Annotated in this window: 12 protein-coding genes; 6 read left to right on the plus strand and 6 right to left on the minus strand. The window is 66.1% G+C overall.

Translation table 11 applies throughout. From position 1 onward, the window contains the following. The first annotated feature begins 95 nt into the window (after positions 1–95). The 3 genes from O3299_RS03490 (at position 96) to fdhD (ending at position 3,249) form a co-directional block, all read left to right on the plus strand. On the plus strand, positions 96–1,553 hold the full coding sequence (locus O3299_RS03490; protein ID WP_305062943.1) for a Ppx/GppA phosphatase family protein: 1,458 nt from the start codon (positions 96–98) through the stop codon (positions 1,551–1,553). Positions 1,554–1,646: 93 nt separating this feature from the next. Then, a complete protein-coding gene (locus O3299_RS03495; protein ID WP_305053215.1) occupies positions 1,647–2,354 on the plus strand; it encodes a hypothetical protein in 708 nt (235 codons plus the stop codon). A 67-nt stretch (positions 2,355–2,421) separates the two neighbouring features. Beyond that, positions 2,422–3,249 carry a formate dehydrogenase accessory sulfurtransferase FdhD gene (fdhD, locus tag O3299_RS03500; protein ID WP_289905498.1) on the plus strand — a complete coding sequence of 276 codons (828 nt, stop codon included), beginning with the start codon at positions 2,422–2,424 and terminating at the stop codon, positions 3,247–3,249. Here fdhD and O3299_RS03505 read toward each other — a convergent pair. Further along, positions 3,225–5,549: an FdhF/YdeP family oxidoreductase gene (locus O3299_RS03505; RefSeq protein ID WP_305053214.1), complete on the minus strand. Its 2,325-nt coding sequence runs from the start codon at positions 5,547–5,549 to the stop codon at positions 3,225–3,227. The two genes, fdhD and O3299_RS03505, sit on opposite strands and share 25 nt — an antisense overlap. Positions 5,550–5,694: 145 nt before the next feature. Here O3299_RS03505 and O3299_RS03510 point away from each other — a divergent pair, with 145 nt between their 5' ends. After that, entirely contained in the window at positions 5,695–6,456 is a 762-nt protein-coding gene (locus O3299_RS03510) for a GNAT family N-acetyltransferase (protein WP_099664512.1), read from the plus strand. Here O3299_RS03510 and O3299_RS03515 read toward each other — a convergent pair. From O3299_RS03515 to O3299_RS03525, 3 genes are all read right to left on the minus strand, one after another. Next, positions 6,389–11,866, minus strand: coding sequence for a CHAT domain-containing protein (locus O3299_RS03515; RefSeq protein ID WP_305061517.1), 5,478 nt, complete (start codon positions 11,864–11,866; stop codon positions 6,389–6,391). The two genes, O3299_RS03510 and O3299_RS03515, sit on opposite strands and share 68 nt — an antisense overlap. 261 nt (positions 11,867–12,127) lie before the next feature. Next, positions 12,128–12,415: a hypothetical protein gene (locus tag O3299_RS03520; RefSeq protein ID WP_034786045.1), complete on the minus strand. Its 288-nt coding sequence runs from the start codon at positions 12,413–12,415 to the stop codon at positions 12,128–12,130. Between the two features lie 181 nt (positions 12,416–12,596). Next, entirely contained in the window at positions 12,597–13,289 is a 693-nt protein-coding gene (locus tag O3299_RS03525) for an ABC transporter ATP-binding protein (RefSeq protein ID WP_034757401.1), read from the minus strand. Positions 13,290–13,611: 322 nt separating this feature from the next. Between O3299_RS03525 and egtD the strand changes: the two genes are divergently transcribed. Both egtD and egtB read left to right on the plus strand, forming a co-directional pair. Beyond that, positions 13,612–14,604 carry an L-histidine N(alpha)-methyltransferase gene (gene egtD / locus O3299_RS03530; RefSeq protein WP_305061518.1) on the plus strand — a complete coding sequence of 331 codons (993 nt, stop codon included), beginning with the start codon at positions 13,612–13,614 and terminating at the stop codon, positions 14,602–14,604. Positions 14,605–14,613: 9 nt separating this feature from the next. After that, positions 14,614–15,855, plus strand: coding sequence for an ergothioneine biosynthesis protein EgtB (gene egtB / locus O3299_RS03535; RefSeq protein ID WP_305061519.1), 1,242 nt, complete (start codon positions 14,614–14,616; stop codon positions 15,853–15,855). A 5-nt stretch (positions 15,856–15,860) separates the two neighbouring features. Here the strand turns inward: egtB and O3299_RS03540 are convergent, their stop codons facing one another. Then, positions 15,861–17,462 (minus strand): methyl-accepting chemotaxis protein, encoded by a 1,602-nt coding sequence (locus O3299_RS03540; protein ID WP_305061520.1) that lies wholly within the window; start codon positions 17,460–17,462, stop codon positions 15,861–15,863. Positions 17,463–17,628: 166 nt separating this feature from the next. Beyond that, positions 17,629–19,335 carry a 2-isopropylmalate synthase gene (leuA, locus tag O3299_RS03545; RefSeq protein WP_099664506.1) on the minus strand — a complete coding sequence of 569 codons (1,707 nt, stop codon included), beginning with the start codon at positions 19,333–19,335 and terminating at the stop codon, positions 17,629–17,631. Between the last annotated feature and the right edge of the window lie 185 nt (positions 19,336–19,520).

The raw sequence follows: 19,520 nt of genomic DNA on the forward strand, positions 1-19,520 counted from the left end.
AGGATTTTTAAATCGTTTAAATGATTTATATAGTTTAGTAACTGATTTTGCCAACTTTTTCAGTTGGCACAGTAATGACAAGACAAGAGGCCAGTATGTATGCAGCGGTGGACCTGGGGTCCAACAGTTTTCGTTTACACGTCGGCAAGCATGATGGCGACACGATCCGCGTGGTCAAGAGCGTGCGCGACCCGATACGCCTGGCCGCCGGCCTGGATGCCAATGGCGACCTGACCGAGGCGGCCATGCAGGGCGCGCTGGCCTGCCTGCAGCGCTTTCGCGCCATTCTCGCCGGCTTCGAACTCGATGCCGTGCGCGTGGTGGCCACGTCGGCCATGCGCGTGGCGCGCAACGGCGCCGTCTTCCTGCCGCTGGCCGAGCAAGCCATCGGCCATCCGATCGAGATCATCTCGGGCGAGGAAGAAGGGCGCTTGATCTACATGGGCGTGGCCAATGCTCTGGCCATTCCCGGCGAACGCCGGCTGGTGATGGATATCGGCGGCGGCTCGACCGAACTGATACTGGGGCGCGGCAACGATATCGAGCGCGTCGAGTCCTTCAGCCTGGGCACCGTCAAGCAAAGCCTGTCGTTCTTCATCGGCGGGCGCATCGACGCGCCGTCGTTCGAGGCGGCCATCCTGTCGGCGCGCAGCCATTTCGAGGATGCCGCGCCGCCGTACCGCCCGCAGCACTGGAAGACGGCCTACGGCTCTTCCGGCACCATCCGCACCATCGCTGACATCATCGCCCGCAACAAGCTGGGCGACGGCTTGCTCACGAGCGCCAGCCTCGACGCACTGGCGCGCCGCTTCATCGAGCTCGGTCACACCAGCCGCATCGACATGCCCGGCTTGCGCCCCGACCGCGCCAGCACCATCGTCGGCGGCCTGGCCATCTTGATCGGCCTGTTCCGCGAACTGGCCATTCCCGCCATGACGCCGATCGAGGCGGGTCTGCGCATGGGCGTGATGTGGGATTTGTACCTGCGCTCGACCAAGCGCGACCGCCGCGAACAGTCGGTGCAGGGCTGCATGGAGAAATTCCATATCGACCAGCAGCGCGCCGGCCGGGTGGCCGAGCAGGCGCTGGCCATGTATGCGCAGCTCAAGCCCACGTCCGACGCCCTGGTGAAATCCCTGCGCTGGAGCAGCCTGCTGCACGAAGTGGGCCTGGTCGTGTCGCAGACGGGCTACCACAAGCATGCATCGTATATCGTGGAGAACGCGGACTTGCCCGGTTTTACCACGCGCGAACAGAAGACCATGAGCCGGCTGATCCTGGCGCAGAAGGGCAACTTGCGCAAGATCGGCGAAGTGCTGTCCGATCCCGATTTCGCCAAGGCCGTGCTGGCGCTGCGCCTGTCGATCCTGCTCATGCATGCGCGCATCGAAGCCGATTTCAGCGAACTGCGCCTGCGCATGAAGAGCCGCATCGAACTCGATATCAAGCGCGGCTGGGTGGCGCACCATCCCACCGTGTCGTTCTGGATCGAGAAGGAGCAGGAATTCTGGGATGAGGTCGGGGTCGATTTTACCATCCGCGCCAGCGCCTAGGAGGTCATGTCGTGCACATGACTTGATGTGCAGCAAGCAAGATTTCAAAAAACAGTATATATTGTTTATATTAATTACTAGATTGGAAAATCCATGACCAAAACCGTCCCAGCGAAAAAAGCCGACAGCGCGCCCGTATCGATGTTCCCTACCAGCGCTTCGATCAATGCGGCAGCGGCCAAGGCCGCCCCGGCTGCCAAGCCCGCCGCTAAACCAGCTGCGAAACCAGCCGCCAAGCCTGTGGCAAAAGCCGCCGTCAAGCCGGCAGTCGCCAAGCCAGCGGCAGCCAAACCAGCGGCGGCCAAACCAGCGGCGGCCAAGCCAGCCGCGGCGAAGGCGCCAGCCGCCAAGCCGGTAGCGAAGGCCGCCGTTGCCAAGCCTGCAGCCAAAGCCGTCGTCAAAGCCGCCGTCAAGCCGGCAACCAAGCCAGCCGTGAAAGCTGTCGCCAAGCCTGCGGTGAAGACCGTCGCCAAGCCGGCCGCGAAAGCCGCCGCCAAACCGGTAGCCAAGGCGGCCGCCAAGCCTGCGCCAGCGAAAAAGGCGCCGGTTGCCAAGGTCGCCGCCGTCAAGGAAAAAGCCCGCAAGCCGAAACTGGTGCGCGACAGCTTCACCATGCCGGAAGCGGAATACGAAGTCCTGGGCCAGGTCAAGAAAGCCTGCTTGAAGGCCGGTTTCGAGATCAAGAAAAGCGAATTGCTGCGCATCGGCGTGGCGCTGATCAGCCAGATCGACCTGGCGACCCTGCAAAACGTGCTGGCTGGCCTGCCGCAGCTGAAAACGGGCCGCCCGAAGAAGGATTGATGGCGCGGGCAGGGGCCGCCCCTGCCTGTCCATTCTGGTTTACCATGGGGCCTGTGATAGTTCCCCCATGGTTGCCATGTCAGAAGATACAGATATCGAACGCGCCGGCTTCGTCGAGCGCGCCATCGTCCGCCACCAGGCGGGCGTCTCTACCCCAGCCATCGACCGTGTCGCCGAGGAAGTCCCCGTCGCGCTGGTCTTCAATGGTATTTCCCACGTCGTCATGATGGCCACCCCGCGCGACCTGGAAGCGTTTGCCTATGGCTTCGCGCTGACGGAAGGCGTGGTCGCTTCCGCCGGCGCCATCTTCGATTGCGAAGTGTTCCTGCGTCCCGACTCCGCCGAAGTGGCTTTGAGCATCGCCCAGGAGGATTTCGTGCGCCTGAAGGACCGGCGCCGCCAGCTGACGGGCCGCACGGGCTGCGGCGTGTGCGGCATCGACAGCATCGAGATGCTGGACTTGCAGCCGCAGGCGCTGCCGCCGGCCCTGATCCATGTCGACCTGCCGGCCGCCCTGGCGCGTGCCTCCGCCGGCTTGCGCGCGCACCAGGCGTTGATGCGCGAAACGGGCGGCGTGCATGCGGCTGCGTGGTGCACACCCGACGGCGATATCGTGCACGTCTTCGAGGATGTCGGCCGCCACAATGGCCTGGATAAACTGATCGGCCATTTGGCACTGAGCGGGGCGGACATGCGGCGCGGCTTCGTCTTCCTGTCCAGCCGCGGCAGCTACGAGCTGGCGCGCAAGGCGGCGCGCATGCAGATTCCGCTGCTGGCGACGATTTCCGCCCCCAGTTCGCTGGCCATTTCCATCGCCACGCAGGCGGGCATGAAGCTGGTGGGTTTCTGCCGCCAGGATGCGTACGTCGATTACACGCCCGGCATCACCTTGTAGCTTCCGCTGCGCTCCAGCAAAACTGGCACGGACTTCGACGTGGGCGTGCCGGCGCCGTCCGCCGTGCTGGCCAGCGGCACCAGCGCATTCGTTTCCGGATAATACGCGCCCAGGCAGCCGCGCGGGATGTCGTAGGCGACGAGACGGAAGCCGTCGGCGCGGCGCGCCACGCCATCGTCCCAGGCGCCGATCAGGTCCACCAGCTCGCCATCGGCAAAGCCCAGCATGGCGATATCTTCCTTGCTGGCGAAGACCACCTTGCGCGTGCCGTACACGCCGCGGTAGCGGTCATCCATGCCGTAGATGGTGGTGTTGTACTGGTCGTGCGAGCGGGTGCTCATCAACACCATCAGGCGCTCGCCATGGCGCTGTTTCGCGCGGTGCAGCGGCGTATCGAGGTCCAGCGGGGCGACGAGGAAGCTGGCCTTGCCGCTGGCCGTCTTCCACACGCGCTCGCGCGACGCCACCGTCAGGTGAAAGCCACCCGGCTGCGCCACCCTGGCGTTGTAGTCGTAAAAATCGTCGAATACCTTTTCGATATCGTCGCGGATGCGCGCATAGTCGGCCGCATAGGTGCGCCAGTCCACCAGGGCGCTGCCCAGCGTCGCTTCGGCCATGCCGGCCACGATGGCCACTTCCGAGCGCAGCTGCGGCGAAGCGGGCGCATTGCGGCCGTACGAGATATGCACCATGCTCATCGAGTCTTCCACCGTCACGCCCTGCGCCACGCCGTGCTGCAAGTCGATTTCCGTGCGCCCCAGGGTGGGCAGCAGCAGCGCTTCCTTGCCGATGACGAGGTGGCTGCGATTGAGCTTGGTGGCCACCTGCACCGTCAGCGCGCACTGGCGCAGGGCGGCAAAGGTCAGCGGCGTGTCCGGCGTGGCGGCGGCGAAATTGCCGCCCAGCGCGATGAATACCTTGACGTCGCCGCGCTGCATGGCTTCGATGGTGGCCACCACGTCGTGGCCATGCGCGCGCGGCGGCTCGAATCCATACACCTGGCCCAGGCGGTCGAGGAAGGCCCTGGTCGGCTTTTCCTCGATGCCCACCGTGCGGTCGCCCTGCACGTTCGAGTGGCCGCGCACGGGGCACAGGCCGGCGCCCGGCTTGCCGATCTGCCCGCGCAACATCATCAGGTTCGACAGCATGCGGATGGCCGCGACACTGTGCTTGTGCTGCGTCAAGCCCATGCCCCAGGTGGCGATGATGCGCTGGCCCTTGACGAAGATGTCCGTCAATGCCTCGATCTGCACGCGCGCCACGCCGGACTCCCGCAGCAGCAGTTCCCAGCTTTCCATGCGCAAGTCGTCGCGGAAGGCGTCGAAGCCGCTGCAATGTTCAGCGATGAAGGCGTGGTCGATGACGGCGGGCTTGCCGGCCGCCAGCGCCGCATCGTCATGTTCGACGACGCGCTTGGCGACGGCCTTGATCAGGGCGAAGTCGCCGCCCAGGGTCGGCTGGACGAACAGGCCGGCCAGGCGCGTGCTGCCCAGGGTTGCCATTTCCAGCGCGCTTTGCGGGTCCATGAAGCGCTGCAAACCCCGCTCGCGCAGGGGATTGATGGAAACGATGCTGCCGCCGCGGCGCGCGCAGTCGCGCAATTCGCCCAGCATGCGCGGGTGGTTGGTGGCGGGATTCTGGCCGAAGATGAGGATGGTGTCGGCCAGTTCGAAGTCGGCCAGGGTCACCGTGCCCTTGCCGATGCCCACGGTGGCCGGCAAGCCGCGGCTGGTCGCCTCGTGGCACATGTTGGAGCAGTCGGGGAAGTTGTTGGTGCCGTACAGGCGCGCCATCAGCTGGTACAGGAAGGCCGCTTCGTTGCTGGCGCGGCCCGACGTATAGAACGCGGCCTGGTTCGGGTTGGCCAGGGCGCGCAGGTGGCGGCCCACGAGGGCGCAGGCGTCATCCCAGGAGATCGGCACGTAGCGGTCGCTGGCGGCGTCGTACACCATCGGCTCCGTCAGGCGGCCATGCTGTTCTAGCGCGTAGTCCGACTGTGCCAGCAGCTGCGTGACGGTATGGCTGGCGAACAGTTCAGGTCCGGCGCGGCGGCTGGTCGCTTCGGCGGCGACGGCCTTGGCGCCGTTTTCGCAAAAGGCAAACGTGGAAGCGTGGTCGCGGTCGGGCCAGGCGCAGCCGGGGCAATCGAAGCCGTCCGGCTGGTTTTGCGCCAGCAGCGCCTTCAGGTTGCCGGGCGCGACGCGCTCCTGGCGCAGGCTGATGGCCACGTGTTTCAAGGCGTCCCAGCCGGCGGCCGGCCTGGTGTAGGGCGTGATGTGCGGTGCGTCCTGGTCTTTCATGGGCTCTTTCGGCTGGGCGAGTGTGGTAATTATGCACGATCCCCGGATGACATTGACTTGCGTCATGGAAATGACATTCGGCTGTCATTTTCCTGACATATTAGACAAGTACGCTGGAGTCGTCTTGATCACAGGGGATGAAACCATGCAGAACATAGTCGCATCAAACGAAGCCAAGGCCCGGCCGGTCCAACTGGTGCTGAGCCAGGCCACGACCGCGGCGGAATTGCGCGAAGTCCAGCGTTTGCGTTACAAGGTGTTTATCGAGACCATGGGCTTGACGTCGCTGGCCAACGCCGATGGCCTCGACAGCGACGAATTCGACGCGCACTGCGATCATCTGATCGTGCGCGACGCCGATACCCTGAAAGTGGTGGGCACCTACCGCGTGCTGAGCGCGGCAAAGGCAGCCAAGATCGGCCGCCTGTATTCGGAAAACGAGTTCGACCTGAGCCGCCTGAAGAACCTGCGCGGACGCATGGTCGAAGCGGGCCGCGCCTGCATTCACCCGAAATACCGGGGCGGCAGCGTGATCATGCTGCTGTGGTCCGGCCTGGCCGAGTACATGCGCCGCGAGCGCTGCGACTACCTGGTCGGCTGCGCCAGCATCAGCCTGGCCGATGGCGGCCATAACGCCGTCGCCGTGTACCAGGCGCTGGCCGAAAAGCACATGGCCCCAAGCGAATACCGCGTCACGCCGCACCTGCCTTTCCCCATCCACCAGGTGGAAGCGGCGCACAAGCCGCAGGTGCCGCCGCTGATCAAGGGCTATCTGCGTTCGGGCGCCTGGATTTGCGGCGAACCGGCGTGGGACCCTGATTTCGAAAGCGCCGACATGTTCATGATGATGCCGCTGGCGAATCTGGACGAGCGCTATGCGCGCCACTATGGCGTGGTGCCTGGTTAAGGCTATTGAAGTGAATGCCGGGCAGTGAGGCCTGCAGCTGGCTGGCCAGCGCCTGCACGGCGCTGCGCAAGCCGCTCTCCGCGCCGTCGGGTGGCAGCAGTTCGAGCAGGAAGCGCAGCGGCGCCGTGATCGCCTCGGGTTCGCCGATGCTGCCGTGGCGCCGCACGGCGTCGTGGTACAGGGCCAGGAATGCGGTGCGCGCGGAGGCGTCGAAAGGCTGGCCGTCCGGCGCCTGCCACAGGGCCGCCAGCAGGGCGGCGCGCACGGGGGCGCCGGCGTCGATGGCGCGGTGTTCGTCCGCGTGGCGCTGGCGCGCATAGGCGATGGCGTCGTGCAGCAGGTCGCCCAGCTGCGGATCGAGCGCGCGCCAGGCGCCGCTGTCGCCATGGGCCTTCAACAGCAGGGCGCCCGCCAGCACCTGGAAAATCAGGTCGCAATCGGCCACGCCGCTGCGCCGCCGCGCTTCTTCCAGCGCGGCCAGGCAGGCATCCGTCATGGCGCGCAGGGCCGGCGCGCCGGAGCTTCCAGCGCGGCAGGCCAGGCGCGCCTGCAAGGCCCAGTAGCGGCCCAGCAGGGCCAGGCGCTGCGCCGTGGGCGCCAGCGCCACCAGCAGGTCGATATGCTGTTTTCCATCCTGCAGCAACTGCCGTCCCTGCGCCAGATCGGGCACGGCCGGCACCTCGATGCCGGCGCCCGCATCGAGGCCGCACAGGGCCGCGCCCTGGCGTATTTCCAGTTCCGCCCAGTGCGCCAGCGCGCGCAAGCCCACCTTGCCGTCGGCCGCGCTGTGCGCCGCCCGGTAGTGTTCGATGGCGCGCAGGGTGTTTTCCAGGCCACCGAGGCCGGCCCGCGTGGCGGCCATGTTTTCGCGGATGTCGGCGCAGCCGAAGAAGCGGGCGCGCACGGCTTCCTCGATGCTGCCCAGCTTTTCCTCGATGGCCGCGCGGCGCGCCGCATCGGCGCCCGCCAGGCGCGCGTGCAGGGTTTCCAGGTCGGCCAGCAGGTGGCCGTGGTAGTGGTAGTCGGGCGCTTGCCAGGGCCGGCTCTGCGTGTTCGGGAAGCGGTAGCGGTCGTCGCCATATGCCTGGTAGGCACCCCAGGTGTTTGAGGCCGGGAACTGCAGGTACGCCGCCTCGCGCGCCAGGCGCACGGCGTCGCCGAAATATTCGCCGCTCAGCATGGCGTGATAAAAGCTGTGCGCGAAGATGCTGGCTGCCTGGTCGTCGATGCGCCAGCCGGCCGCGATCACCGCCTGCGAGCCCATTTCGATGAAGGCCGTGGCCAGGCTGGCGGCCAGCTTCGACCACGGCGCGATGGCGTCCGGGCGCATGTCGCCCAGGTGGCAGCAATTGATGAAGACGAATTGCGGCACGCGCTTCAATTTGCCCACCTGCGCCGCCGTCAGCCGCGTCTTCGGCCCCAGCACCAGGCCCGTATGGGCGATGCCGGGGCCGGCCACTTCGCCGTGGCCGGCCAGGTGGATGGCGAAATAGCGCTCGTCGAACAGGTGCACCAGCACGCGCTGCGCCTGCGGGCGCAGCAGCTCGCGCACCTGGTAGCCGTACGCACCGAACATGCGCGCCACGTCCTGCGCCTCGGCCTGCGCGGCGGGCAGCTCGGGCAGGCCGGAATCGGTGTCGCCGATCACCAGCACGCTGTTGCTGGGCGGGCTGACGGCCGATGGCTGCTCGCGCAGGCTGGCCAGCTGGCGCACCATGCCGATGCGCGTCGACAGCGGGCTTTCCTCGCTGCCCGCCTCGTCGCGCATCAGCTCCCACGGATAGATGGCGGCGCTCTGGTCGACGGCCAGGATCAGGCCGCGCATCTCGGGGATGGCCGCCTTCAGGCCATTGGGCAGCATCAGTTCATACAGCGCGCGCGACAGGCCCGGCTGGTCGGTGGTGTTGTCGGTGGCGTCCATGATCAGGCCATCGACGGCTTGCCGCTGGTTCGGCTCTTCGTCGACGCTGTTGTGGGCGCGGTCCGTCAGCACGGTGAAGCGCAGGGCGCCGGACAGGTCGGCGGCGACGATCTGTACGCGGCGCCAGCCATTGTCGCCGCTCAGGCTGGGCAAGATGCGCCGGTAGCCGCCGGGGCTGTGGCGGATGCGCTGCTCGAACGTGAAGCTGCCCTGGTAGCGCGCCTCGGCCATGATCTGCTCGATGGCCATGGCGGCGGCGATGGCGCGCGCCTCCGACTGTTCGTAGATGGCGATATGGCCGATGCGGCAAGCCATGCCCGCGTCTTCCAGGCGCCGGTTGGCGCTGCGCGCGCCGTCGAGCAGGGCTCGCGCGCACAGGGCGATGCTCAAGCCGCCATAGCCGGAACCGGACAGCAGGCTGGCCACGCGCAAGCCGTGCTCGCCCATCGGCGGCGCGGCCGCATGGCCGGCGGCGCGCACCTGCAGGCAGACGCACGCGTATTCGAGCAGGCCGCCGGCAAAGGCGCGCGCCAGTTCGCCCGGCGTCAGCTCGCCCAGCGCGCCCAGGCCGATGACGATGGCGCCGCCGGGCCGGCGCGCCGCATCGGGCTGCAGCACCACCAGGGCGGAGTCGGGGCGCTGCGGAAAGCGTCCCAGCGCGTGGATTTCCTGCAGCTTGCCCGCCAGCAGGCGGTCGAGAAAACTCATGCTGCCGCGCAGCGATTCTGCGGCGTAGCAGCCGCTCATGACGGGTGCGTCGGCCGAGGCCATGCTGCCGTGGATGATGGATAGGCTCAGCTGCGGCGCGCGGTTCTCCGGCGCGATGGCGGGGCCGGCGGCGCCGAGGGCGGCGTCGAGCAGTTCCTGCGGCTGCGGGTACAGCGGCGTGGCGTCGGGGGCGTACGGATGGAAGCGGGGCGGGGCGCCGCCAGGCGCGTGCGGCGGGTGCCGCGGCAGGCCCGTGCCTTGGCCGCTGTCGAGCAGTTGCGCGATGGCCGGGTAGTACTCCTTTTGCAGCAGCAGGTCGCCGTGCGCCACCGGCAGGTAGCAGGCCGCCACGCCGTCCGGCACCGCGCCTTGCCAGGCCGTGCGGCCATCGCCGTCCGGCGACCAGGCTGTCTCGATGCCGCCGTCGCGCAGGCGCAGGGCCACCGGCGTGTCGGCGCAGCCGGCCAGGTAGCTGCAATGGCGGGCGTCGGGCGGGGCCGCTTCAAGCAGGGCCACGGTGGCGCGCGCCGCGGCCAGCGCCTGGGCCTCGGGCGCCTGCCAGCCGCCGGGCAGGCCCGCCTGCGCGTCGCCGGCGGCCAGCTGCGCCCAGGCGCCGGCGTCGAAATAATCGATGCCGCCCGCCTGCGGCCACGGCAGCATGTCCAGCACGCCGGGAAAGGCGCGCACGAAGCCGAGAAACTGGCGCCGCGTGTGCTTCCAGCCTATCCAGCACGCCAGCATCTGCACCAGCCGGTCGCGCCCCAGTAGCACTTGCACCATCGCCTGCGTGCCGCGGTTGGCCGTGCCCACCTGCAGCAGGCGGCTGCCGGGCAGGGCGCCGAAGCGCTGCCAGCGGTCTTTCAGGGCCAGGCGCGCCACCAGCCCGCCCATGCCGTGGGCAACGATGCGCAGCGGCTGGCCGCGCTGTTCGGCGTCGCGCATGGCCTCGTCGAGCACGGGCAGGAAGGCGTTGCCGGAGTGCTGCAGCGATAAGCGCCAGTCATAGGCAAAGGGCCGCACTTCCTGGCTTTGCGCGAGAAAGCGGGCAAACGGTTCATAGCAGGACTCGACCCAGCCGGCGCTGACGATGTGCGGCTGGCCCACGGCCAGGCGTTCGATGCGCCCTTCGACCAGGTTGACGGGGTCGAACCAGATGCGGTTGCTGCCCACTTGCAGGTGGCTGCCCATGATGTCGGGCAGCAGCAGCACGATGGGCGCGTGCGCGCGCCGTTTCGGCACTTCGCCGCCGCGCGCCAGCGGGCCGTGCTCGATGCCGGGCAGCGGCAGGTAGGCAGTCTCGTCGCCGGTGAGCGCCTGCACGGCGGCCAGGCCGGACGGCGCGCGCTCGAAATAGTTGAGGTGGTGCGCGTGCGGCCCGCGCAGCAGCAGTTGCCGCACGGGCGTGCTGCGCGTGGCGCCGCCAGCCATCGAGGCGCAATTGACCACCAGGTCGTTCTGCCCGCCATACAGCTGGTCGTCGAGGCAGTCGCCCAGCCAGCCCAGCAGGCTATCGCCGCTGCACGCGCCGGCCAGCACATGCAGCGGGCTGGCCACGCGCACGTCGGGCGCATTGAGCAGCGCCACCAGGGGCGAGTCGGGCATCATTGCTTCCAGGCCCGGCAGGATGCGCGCGTCGCAGCGCTGCTGCACCACGGCCAGCAGGAAGGCCATGGCGCCGTCGGGCAGGCCGCCGTGGAGCAGCAGGTTGAACATCGCGCTGGCCCAGCGGTCGAGGCGGCCCGACATCAAGGTGGTGCCGCGCGCCGGGCAAGCCACGCGCACGAAGCGGGCGATGCGGATGGCGCGCGTCTTCAGCTCCATGCTCAAGTCGCGCAGGCGCGCCGCATCCCCGTCGTAGCCGCCGCGTCCGCCCAGCCGCGCCTGCGCCGTGAAGTGGTCGATATCGTGGCTGTTGAACGCTTCGCCGCCCACCGTGTTTTCGCTCAGCCGCTCCAGGCCGTCGCCTGCCAGGTCGACGGCGCCGCGGCTGTCGATGCGCTGCGCCCGCGCCAGCAATTCGCCCACCAGGCCGCCGCGCGAATGGCTCAGCAGGTGCAGCACGGCGCCGTGCGGCAACTGGCGCACGAGGGCCAGCGCGTTCTCGATGGGACTGTCGCTGAGGCTGCGGTGCTCATAGCCATAGATGCGGTTGCCGTACTGCGCCGCCAGTTGGGGCGCCAGGCCGTTGCGCCACAGGCCGGCAAAGCTGCGCTGGGTCGACGAGGCGGTGCCGTGCAACAGCAGCAGCAGCGGTTCCGGCCCGGCGGGCAGGCTGGCGACGGCCGTCATGCTGCCCGCCTCGATGCTGCAGCGGTACAGGCCCAGGCGTTGTTCCAGCTGGCGATCCTGGAAGGCGCCCGCCGCCGCCAGCGCCGTCATGGCGGCGCCGCCGCAGCGGTACACGCGCACGGCGCGCAGCATCCACGCGCCCAGGCCGTCGCGGCTGGCGCCGGGCGGCGGGCGCGCCGCCTGCGGGCGCAAGGCCAGCCCCACTTCGAGGCTGGCTGGCGCGCCGTCGCGCGCCAGCGTGGCCGGCCCCAGGTAGCGTGGCAGGTCCAGGCTGCCGGCGAGCAGCGAACTGCCGTCGCACAGCAGCAGTTGCACGACATCGTCCGGGCCGATATCGAGGGCGATGCGGCAACTGCCGATGCCGCGCGCGCCGGACAGCACGTGGGTCTGGCTATGCCAGCCGGGCGCGGCGGGGCAGTCGCCGGCGCTGGCGAGGGGATCGCGCGTGAGCGTCAGGCGCAGCACGGGCGGCGCAAGGGGATCGCTGGACATGCGGTTGGGATCGCTGGTTAAAAGCTGACCTTGATGCCTGCGCGGACCATACGTGTTGTGTCAGATCAAGTTTGAGTGGAAATGCAGGGGAGAAGCTGGGAGGGCGCTGGAAGGCAGAGAAACGGTCAGCATGGTTTGGGCTGGGTCTCTTCGCTATCGTGTCCGGATGCGGTGCGGTGAACGAACTACGCGAATTGTATGGCAAAAGTTCATGGCGCCGGGAACCTGGGTGCCTGGCATGGCATTACAACAGCGGGTAACTCAATGGACTGGCGTGGCGGACAGTTCCTTCAGTTCGCGGATGGTGATGTCCGATTTTTCATGCATGCGCAATAAAATCGTTGCACCGACCGACAGTTTGCCGTGACGAATCTTGCTGATGATGGGAGGCTGCACTTCCAGTACACGGCACAGTTCCGCATCATTTTTCAGGTTCATCTTCTCGATCAGGGTGTCGAGCAGCTTGTTGGGCACAAAACTCGATGGTTCGAGCGCACGCGCCCGGTTCATCGCTTCAATCATTTCCAGCTTCTTTTGCCGAACGTTCATTTACTCCTCCTTCAGGTTATGCAAGGGACGAGACCACTTTGGGCGGTCCCGGCTATAGTTCGTCATCGCAGTACGGCTGTCTGGGTGACGTAGTACAACATTCGCGTTAAAACATTGATAACCAGGCAAGTGTTTTCAATAATACTACGATAACAAAACTTGTGACAGATGGTCAGTTAAATTAACTGATTGTTTGATCAATTTGGTTGACGATTGTTGTATTTTGTAGTCCGCTTTTGGTCAATATCATGGTTCTGTCCGCCATTTCGGCGGCGGCCAGCGAATGCGTGACCATGATCGCGCAACTGCCGTTGGCCTTGATTTCGGCGCGCAGCAATTGCAGGATGCTGTGTGCCGTGTCCGGGTCGAGGTTGCCGGTGGGCTCGTCGGCCAGCACCAGCGCCGGCTTGTGCACGAGCGCGCGGGCAATGGCCACGCGCTGCATTTCACCGCCGGACAATTGCTGCGGGAAGTCGCCGCCGCGTCCGCCCAGGCCGACCGCCTCGAGCATGCTGGCGGCACGCTCCTGGGGCAGTCCGTTGAGCAGCAGCGGCAGGGCCACGTTTTGCAGCAGGGTCAGGTGCGGCAAGACGTGGAAAGCCTGGAAAATAAAGCCCATGCGGGCGCGACGCAGCCGGGTGGCGGCGGCGTCATCGAGGCTGGACATGGCAATGCCGTCCACCAGGATAGGGTGCGCTTCGGCACCCGCGTCGGGCGTATCGAGGCCGGCGATCAGGTTCAGCAAGGTCGACTTGCCCACGCCCGAGTCGCCCATGATGGCGATGAATTCTCCCGCCTTGAAACGGCAGGAAATATTGGCCAGCACGGGACGGGCATTGGCATAGGACTTCGACAGATGGCGCAATTCGAGCATGGTGTTAACGGCTATCGTAAAGGGAGGCACGCGGGGGAGAGGGGGGCCTGGGAACTGCAAAGGGGCGCGGATTGTTTGGCCGGCAATGTGTAGTATACGACAGGCTTATGCTTTTTGCTTGGCAATACCACTTTTGCGTGCACGCCGCCGACATGGACCCTAAGTTACCTGCCGCACGGCTGGCTTGCGCGGATTCCGTTATGATGGAAAAAAGTCATCGGCAAGGCGCCGGCCAAGCACTACGGCAGGGGCTGCGCGCCCGGTGGCCGACCGTGCAAGCCTTTCGTGAAACTAGTGAACCTAACATTGACGACGCCAGCCCATGACCATGCCACTTGCGCAACAGCAGTCCGATTTCCGCCCCGCCAGCCACGCCGCGGCGGCCAGCGCCACTCCTGCCACGATAGCCGAGATCAGCAGCGGCCTGCTGGCGCACCAGGCCTGGACCTCGCCCAAGTACCTGTACGACGCGCTCGGTTCGAAACTGTTCGAAGCCATCTGCGCCTTGCCCGAGTACTATCCGACGCGCACGGAGGCGGCCATCTTCGCCCGCCACGGCGCCGAGATCGCGCATGCCGTGGGGCCGGGCAGCACCCTGATCGACCTGGGCGCCGGCAATTGCGCCAAGGCCGCCAGCCTGTTCCCGCTGCTGCACCCGGCCCAGTACGTGGCCGTGGATATTTCCTACGATTTCCTCAGCGAATCGCTGAGCCGGCTGCAGCAGCGCTTTCCGCACATCGAGATGACGGGCCTGGGCCTGGATTTTTCCAGCCGCCTGGACTTGCCCGACAGCGTGCGCGAGGCGCGGCGCCTGTTCTTCTATCCCGGCTCGTCGATCGGCAATTTTGCTCCAGAGCAAGCGACCGCCTTCCTGCGCCGCCTGCGCGCGAATGCGGATGGCGATGGCGGCCTGCTGATCGGCGTCGACCTGATCAAGGACGACGCCATCCTCGACGCCGCCTATGACGACGCGCTGGGCGTCACGGCCGCCTTCAACCTGAACATGCTGCGCCACGTGAACGGGCTGATCGGCGCCGATTTCGACGTGCGCGCGTGGCAGCACCACGGCTTTTTCAATGCCGACGAGCGCCGGGTCGAAATGCACCTGGAAGCGCGCAGCGAACAAGTTGTCCATTGGAAAGGTGGCCAGCGGCGCTTCGCGAAGGGCGAGCGCATCCATACGGAAGACAGCTACAAATACACGCGCGCCACCTTCGTCGGCTTGCTGGAGCAGGCAGGGTTTTCCACCGTGCAAGTCTGGACGGACCCGCAGCAGTGGTTTGCCGTCATTTACGCACGCGTGATTCGAGACTAAAAGGCGACGATGCTGATCGATCATTACCATCAAGTGCGCCAGCATTCTCTGCGGCTGGCCGAACCCCTGTCCGACGAGGATTGCGGCGCGCAATCGATGCCGGACGCCAGTCCCGTGAAATGGCACCTCGCGCATACCACCTGGTTTTTCGAAACGTTTATCCTGGAAAGCATGGAAGCGGCGTTCGCGCCTTTCCATCCGGCCTTCCGCGTGCTGTTCAATTCGTATTACAACGGCGTGGGCGAGAAGCACCCGCGCGCCCAGCGGGGCTTGCTGACGCGCCCCGGCATGGATGTCGTGCGCGCCTACCGGGCCAATGTCGATGCGCGCATCGCGCGCCTGCTGGCGGGCGAACTGGCGCGCGACGAGCGCGAACGGCTGACCATGCTGCTGGCGCTGGGGCTCGAGCACGAGCAGCAGCACCAGGAGTTGCTGTTGACGGATGTCAAGCATCTGCTGGCGCAAAGCGCCCTGTTTCCCGCCTACCTGGAGCGCGGGGACAGCGGGCTTGCGCCAGCGCAAGAACACGCGCAGCCCACGGCCTGGCTCGCCTTCGACGGCGGCCTGGCGCAGATCGGCCATGCGGGCGACGGTTTTTGCTTCGACAATGAATTGCCGCGTCATCCGCAATATGTGGCGCCCTTCGAACTGGCCAGCGCGCTGGTGACGAATGGCGACTATCTCGCCTTCATCGAGGCGGGCGGCTACCGCACGGCGCACCTGTGGCTGGCCGAAGGCTGGGACTGGGTGCGCAGCCAGCAACTGGCGTGTCCGCTGTACTGGCAGCGCGATGACGCGGGCCACTGGCAGGAGTTCACCTTGTTCGGCTTGCGGCCGCTCGATCTCCAGGCGCCGGCCACGCATGTATCGTTGTTCGAGGCGGACGCCTATGCGCACTGGGCTGGCGCGCGCCTGCCGACGGAAGCGGAGTGGGAAGTGGCGGCGCAAGGTGTCGCCGTGGAAACGGGCCGGCTGCATCCGGCCGCCGGTGCGCCGGGCGCAGGCTTGCGGCAAATGTTCGGCCACTGCTGGCAGTGGACCAGCAGCAGCTACGCGCCGTATCCGGGCTACCGCACGGCGCCCGGGGCGCTCGGCGAATACAACGGCAAGTTCATGCTGAATCAATACGTGTTGCGCGGCTCGTCGTGCGCCACGCCGGCCGGCCATGCGCGCGCCAGCTACCGCAATTTCTTCCCGGCTGGTGCGCGCTGGCAATTTTCCGGCATCCGCCTGGCGCGTCAGGTGGAATAAGCGGCTTAGTGCAGGCGCGGAACGGACGGGGCAGGGCGGCCTGGCGCCTTGGCGCCGGCGCTGGATTCCAGCTTGAACTGGCTGACGAGGGTTTCCAGGTCGCCCGCCTGTTCATGCATGGCCGCCGCCGCCGCGGCCGCTTCCTCGACGAGGGCCGCGTTTTGCTGCGTCGTCTGATCCATCTGCATGATGGCGGCATTGATTTGCTCGATGCCTTCGCTTTGCTCGTGGTTGGCGACGCTGATTTCACCGACGATGGCGCTGACCCGGCCCACGCTGGCCACCACTTCATCCATCGTGGCGCCCGCCTGGCTGACCAGCTGCGCGCCCTGGTCGACCCGGCTGACGGAGTCGGCAATGAGTTCCTTGATTTCCTTGGCGGCCGCCGCCGAGCGCTGCGCCAGGTTGCGCACTTCGGAAGCCACGACGGCGAAGCCCCGTCCCTGTTCGCCGGCCCGTGCCGCCTCGACGGCCGCGTTCAGGGCCAGGATATTCGTCTGGAAGGCGATGCCGTCGATGACGGCGATGATGTCGACGATCTTGCGCGACGAGGCATTGATGGCGTCCATGGTGCCGATCACTTCCGCCATGGCCGAGCCGCCGCGCTGCGCGATGGCCGATGCCGAGCGTGCCAGGCTGTCGGCCTGGCGCGCATTGTCGCTGTTGCTGCGCACGGTACCCGTCAGTTCGATCATCGACGAGGCCGTCTCTTCCAGCGCGCTCGCTTGCGCTTCCGTACGGGCCGACAGGTCGGCATTGCCGCTGGCAATCTGGCTCGACGCCACGGCGATCGTGCCCGTACCGCCGCGCACCTGGCCCACCAGGGTGGCCAGGTTGGTGTTCATGTCGCGCAGCGCCTGCAGCAGCTGGCCCGCTTCATCCTTGCCGTCGGCCACGATTTTACTGCTCAGGTCGCCTCCGGCCACGGCTTGCGCCACGCGCAAGGCATACGCAATCGGCGTGGTGATCGAGCGCGTGACCCACCAGGCAAAGAGCACGCCCAGCAGCAGGGCGGCCGTGCCCAGGCTGGCCATCAGCACATTGGCGGCGGAAATATTCTGCTTGATTTGCTGGCCGCCATGCACGACCACGCCGCGCTGGATTTCATTCAGGTGGTTGACCGTCTTTTGCAGTTGGTTCAGGGCGGGCAGGGTGTCGTCGCGCACGTGCACGGCCGCTTCCGCGCGCTGTCCGGCCACCAGCAGCTTGTCGGCCTGGCTGAACGACACGACATAGGCCTTGCGCTGTTGCTTCAGGGTGGCCAACAGTTCCTTGCCTTCAGGCAGCACGATCAGGCGGTCGAGCACGACCAGCGCATCGGTGATGGTGGCCTTGTTGGCGTCGATTTCGCCGTGGATGGCGTTGGCGCGGGCCGGATCTTCATGGATGAACAGTTCCAGCACCAGGGCCGCGTTCGAACGCGTGGTACTGCGGATGGTGGCGATGGCGTCGGCCTTGGCCCAGTCTTTCTCGATGATAGCTTCGCTGAGCGCACCGATCTTATCCAGGCGCAGCAGGCCCGTGCCCACCAGCACTGCCATCAGCAGCAGCACCACGCCGAAACCGGCACCCAGGCGCACGCCTATCTTCATATCCGTTAATTTCATACTGATTCCCTCGGTAGCTAATGATCTGTCTCCGGTGGTCTTGTTATGAAACAATTATAGGTGGGTGATACCTGATTTGCACTACTAATTGCCCTATAGAAATGAAAAAGCGGCACGGCGATCAAGCCGTACCGCTTTTTCTCCCTCTGGAGCGCGCCGAAATTGCTTAGGCGGCGCTGGCAGCCACGTCGGCCGCTGTTGTTTTTTCGGCTTCCGTTTGCCCGATGCGGCGGTTCACGGCGGACAGCACGGCCTTGAACGAGGCGGTGACGATATTGCTGTCGATGGCGGCGCCGAACAGGGTCGGGCCGTTGTCGAGGCGCAATTCCACGTAGCAAGCCGCTTGCGCATTGGCGCCGGAGCCGATCGAGTGCTCATGGTAATCCATCAGCTTGATGTCGAGACCGAGCGCATTGACGAAGGCATCGATGGGGCCGTTGCCGCCGCCTTGCAGGGCCAGCGGCGTCTGGCGGTGCGACAGGCTGATGTCGATCTGCACGGATTCGTCGCTGCTCGTGTCTTCCACCATGCGGTGCGAAGCGTAGGCGTACGGCGCCGTCTGCTCCAGGTATTCGCGCTGGAAGATGTCGTGGATATCCTGCGCGGCGATTTCGCGGCCCGTGGCGTCGGCCACGGCTTGCACGGCGCGCGAGAATTCGATCTGCAGGCGGCGCGGCAAGACCAGGCCGTATTCCTGTTCCAGCAAGTACGCCATGCCGCCCTTGCCGGACTGGCTGTTGACGCGGATCACGGCGTCATAGCTGCGGCCCAGGTCGGCCGGATCGATCGGCAGGTACGGCACTTCCCAGATGGCGCCGGCTTCTTGCTTGGCGAAACCTTTCTTGATCGCATCCTGGTGCGAACCGGAGAAGGCCGTGAACACGAGGTCGCCCGCATACGGGTGGCGCGGGTGGACGGGCAGCTGGTTGCACTCTTCCACGCACTTGCGCACGGTATCGATGTCGGAGAAATCCAGGCCCGGGTGCACGCCTTGCGTGTACAGATTCATCGCCAGGGTGACGAGGTCGACGTTGCCGGTGCGCTCGCCGTTGCCGAACAAACAGCCTTCCACGCGGTCGGCGCCCGCCATCACGGCCAGCTCGGCCGACGCGACGGCCGTGCCGCGGTCGTTATGCGGGTGCACGCTGATGATGATGGAATCGCGGCGCGCCAGCTTGCGCGACATCCATTCGATCTGGTCGGCATATACGTTGGGCGTGCTGCATTCCACGGTCGAGGGCAGGTTGATGATCATCTTGTTGGCCGGCGTCGGCTTCCAGATGGCGCTGACGGCGTCGCAGATATGCTTGGAGAAATCGAGTTCCGTGGTGGAAAACGATTCCGGCGTGTACTCGAAACCCCATTCCGTTTCCGGATGCTGCGCCACCAATTGCTTCACGAGGGTGGTGCCGGTGGTGGCGATATTCGTGATTTCTTCGCGCGACATGCCGAACACGACCTTGCGGAACACGGGCGCCACGGAGTTGTACAGGTGGACGATGGCGCGCTTGGCGCCGACGACGGATTCCACCGTGCGGCGGATCAGCTCTTCGCGCGACTGGGTCAGCACGATGATGGTGACGTCGTCCGGGATGCGGCCTTCATCGACGAGCTTGCGGACGAAATCGAAATCCGTCTGCGATGCCGATGGGAAACCCACTTCGATTTCCTTCAGGCCGATGGCGATCAGCATGTCGAAGAACCGCAGCTTCTTTTCCGCGCTCATCGGCTCGATCAGCGATTGGTTGCCGTCGCGCAAGTCGGTGCTCATCCAGATAGGCGGTTTGCTGATGATCTGGTTTGGCCATTGACGGTCGGTCAATTTGACGGGAGGAAAGGCGCGGTATTTGGAAGCTGGGTTTTGCAACATCATGATCGGGTACTCCTGAAGATAGGGGGAAATCAATGGTTGTGGCGCAAGCTTGCCGGGCGGCCACGCAACACTAGGCCAGGCAAGCGATCGGTAGCGATAGCAGTGCAGCGACGATGCCAGCGGGGGCGGTCGCAGTGGGGATTACGTGTACGAATGGGGATGGTGCAAACATCATCAAACCTTCC

This window comes from Janthinobacterium sp. SUN176 (genome assembly GCF_030587335.1).
Taxonomy (GTDB): Bacteria; Pseudomonadota; Gammaproteobacteria; order Burkholderiales; family Burkholderiaceae_D; genus Janthinobacterium; species Janthinobacterium kumbetense.